Raw genomic sequence first — 3,210 nt, forward strand, 5'->3', positions numbered from 1 at the left:
ATTGGTTTTGCCGATCACTATCAAACGGAATTGTATTACTGTTTTGAAAAGAACGGTGTTTTAAAAGATGTGAATGATGAAGATTCGGTCATCAAACAGATTACGACGAAAAACTATCAAAGTTTAATTGATGATAAAATCATCTCCGACGGTATGCTCCCAAAACTGAACAATTGTATTCATGCCATTGAAAAGAATGTCCATAAGGTGTGCATCGGGAAACCGGAAATGCTTTTTGAATCCAATGCTAATTTTACAACCATTACCAAATGACACCAAAACTGACCACTGATGCCATTGCATTGTTAAAAAAGCTCATAGAAACGCCTTCGTTTTCATCTGAAGAAGATCAAACGGCACTACTAATAGAAGACTGGTTTCAAAATTACCATATCGATTACAAACGAACAGAAAATAACGTTTGGGCCATCAATAAATATTTTGATGCCACCAAACCCACCTTGCTGCTCAACTCGCACCACGACACGGTAAAACCAAATACTGGCTATACTAAAGATCCTTTTATGGCTATTGTAGAAGACGGTAAATTATTCGGTTTGGGTAGTAATGATGCCGGAGGTTGTTTGGTTTCTTTAATGGCCACGTTCGTTTATTTTTATGATCATAAAGATTTAAATTATAATTTAGTCATGGTCGCTTCCGCAGAAGAAGAAAGCAGCGGCCCCAATGGCTTAAACAGCATGTTGAAAATCATCCCAAAAATAGACGTTGCTATTGTGGGCGAACCAACTTTGATGCAACTCGCCATTGCTGAAAAAGGCTTGGTCGTTTTTGATGCTAAAGTAAAAGGCACGCCAAGTCACGCGGCGCATCCAAATGCCGATAACCCTATTTATAACAGCATCAAAGTGTTGGAGTGGTTTAAAGATTATAAATTTGAAAAAGTATCGCCTGTTTTGGGCGAAGTCAAATTGACAGTTTCTCAAATAAAAGCAGGAAAACAACATAATGCCGTGCCTGCCGAAGTGGATTTGGTGGTGGATGTGCGCGTGAATGATTGCTACACGAATACAGAAATTGTAGAAATCCTTCAAAAGGAATCGCCATGCAGCAGCATCATTCCACGGAGTTTACGTTTAAATTCGTCGTCCATTCCTAAAGACCATGCTTTGGTAAAAGCAGGAATCGCCTTGGGAAGAGCAACCTACGGGTCGCCAACACTTTCTGATCAGGCTGTTTTAAGTTGTCCGTCGTTGAAGTTAGGTCCTGGGGATAGTACGCGATCACACTCGGCAGATGAATTTATTTATATTAGTGAGATTGAGGAAGGGATTGAGTTGTATATTAGGTTATTGCAAGAAATATTGTGAAATAAAATATAGAATCAAGATAAAAGAATAATGACTTGGTCTTGGTAAGAATTAAGACGTTCTGAGATATAGTGAAATCGATGAAGATTGTAAGCATTTCGCACTGCGATCTATGTGACAGAGGAAGGGATGATTTGTATGTACGGTTATTGAAGAAGATATTATAAATAGAATTTAGAATTGATTTGGAATTTGAAGCATTTAGCGTCAACGATCTGCGAAAATCTGCGGGAAATTTATTGAGAGCAGAGGGTTTTAATAATCGTAAAGCTGTGACACAAAGTTGCGCAAAGGAGACATAAAGTTCCACGAAGAGCGTCGATCTAAAATAATGTAAAACAGAATTAAGATTTGATGTTAGCTTTGATTTAAAACTTAGCATCATAATAAAATAATTAAAAAAAGAAGCGCAGGTTTAGATTCCTGCCTTCGCAGGAATTTTATGAAACTCTGGGATAAAGGAATTAGTATAGATAAAAAAATAGAACAATTCACGGTTGGGAACGATCGGAAAATTGATTTACACATCGCTAAATATGATGTGCAAGCATCTTTGGCACATGCTAAAATGTTGAAATCGATCGGTATTTTATCCGAAGAAGAATTAGAGCAATTAGAAGGCGGATTAAAAAATTTGGCACAACAAATTGAAGAGGGCACCTTCACTATTGAACCGCAATTTGAAGATGTGCACTCCAAAATCGAATTTGAACTCACTAAAATTTTGGGCGAAGTCGGTAAAAAGATTCATACCGCACGTTCACGTAATGATCAAGTTTTAGTCGCCCTGCAGCTTTTCTACAAAGAACAACTGGGCATCATTTACGATAAAACAGAAGTGTTTTTCAATACCTTATTAGGATTAGCCGAAACTCATAAAAAAGCATTACTTCCTGGCTATACGCATTTACAGGTAGCAATGCCGTCGTCTTTTGGATTATGGTTTTCTGCTTATGCGGAAGTGTTGATTGATGATGTTTATTTGCTCAATGCCGCCTTAAAAACGGTAGATCAAAATCCGTTAGGTTCAGCAGCTGGTTATGGCAGTTCCTTTGGAATTGACCGTGAATTGACCACTAAAGAACTGCAATTTGCAACCTTAAAATACAATGTGGTGGCGGCACAAATGGCACGTGGCAAAAGTGAACGTACCATGGCCTTGACTCTAGGAAGTTTATGTAATACGATGGCGCGTTTTGCCATGGATATTTGCTTGTATATGAGCCAAAATTTTGGTTTTGTAAGTTTCCCTGATGAATTGACCACAGGCAGCAGTATCATGCCTCATAAAAAGAATCCTGACGTATTTGAACTGATTCGCGGGAAATGTAATAAAATTCAGGCGTTACAGATGGAAATGATTTTGATTACCAATAATCTACCAAGTGGTTACCATCGCGATTATCAATTACTAAAGGAAAACATGATTCTTGCCATCAATGATGTAAAGGATATTTTGGATGTGTTCAATTATGCCATTCAGCAAGTAGAGGTTATGGCCATCGATTTAAACGATGTTAAATACCAGCATTTATTTACGGTTGACAACATCAATACGCTGGTTGAAAATGGCATGAGTTTCCGTGAGGCTTATCAAATTATTGGCAAACAGGTTCAGGAGGGCACTTATAAGCCTGATACTTCTAAAGAGCATACGCATCAAGGAAGTATTGGAAATTTGTGCTTGGAGGAGATTAGAGCCAAGTTCCCTAAACGTGAAAAGCATCCGTGAAGGATGCTTTTCTGAAGAGCTACTATCTAAAAATCTGACTAACCATTAAACTTAAATAATAGTAGATTGTCCTAAATGAATGTTTGTGAAATTCATATTAGTGTCTTTTGGATTATTGATAAAATCTTCAATAAAATCGCCCACTTT

General features: G+C 37.6%; 2 protein-coding genes and 1 pseudogene. All 3 read left to right on the forward strand.

Features of this window, described 5'->3' with window-relative positions; all coding sequences use genetic code 11:
- A pseudogene (locus ABIQ28_RS01380) lies at positions 1 to 273 on the forward strand (acetylglutamate kinase); the annotation flags it as partial.
- Entirely contained in the window at positions 270 to 1,331 is a 1,062-nt protein-coding gene (locus tag ABIQ28_RS01385; RefSeq protein ID WP_348034957.1) for a M20 family metallo-hydrolase, read from the forward strand. The pseudogene ABIQ28_RS01380 and the gene ABIQ28_RS01385, both read left to right, overlap by 4 nt.
- A 442-nt stretch (positions 1,332 to 1,773) precedes the next feature.
- Positions 1,774 to 3,063: an argininosuccinate lyase gene (argH, locus tag ABIQ28_RS01390; RefSeq protein ID WP_348034958.1), complete on the forward strand. Its 1,290-nt coding sequence runs from the start codon at positions 1,774 to 1,776 to the stop codon at positions 3,061 to 3,063.
- Positions 3,064 to 3,210: the final 147 nt, after the last annotated feature.

It is taken from the genome of Gelidibacter sp. (assembly GCF_039916245.1).
Lineage (GTDB): Bacteria > Bacteroidota > Bacteroidia > Flavobacteriales > Flavobacteriaceae > Gelidibacter.

Excerpts from the sequence above, each read along its gene's own strand:
- ABIQ28_RS01385 (WP_348034957.1), top strand. The coding sequence starts at position 270 with ATGACACCAAAACTGACCACTGATGCCATTGCATTGTTAAAAAAGCTC.
- argH (WP_348034958.1), top strand. The coding sequence starts at position 1,774 with ATGAAACTCTGGGATAAAGGAATTAGTATAGATAAAAAAATAGAACAA.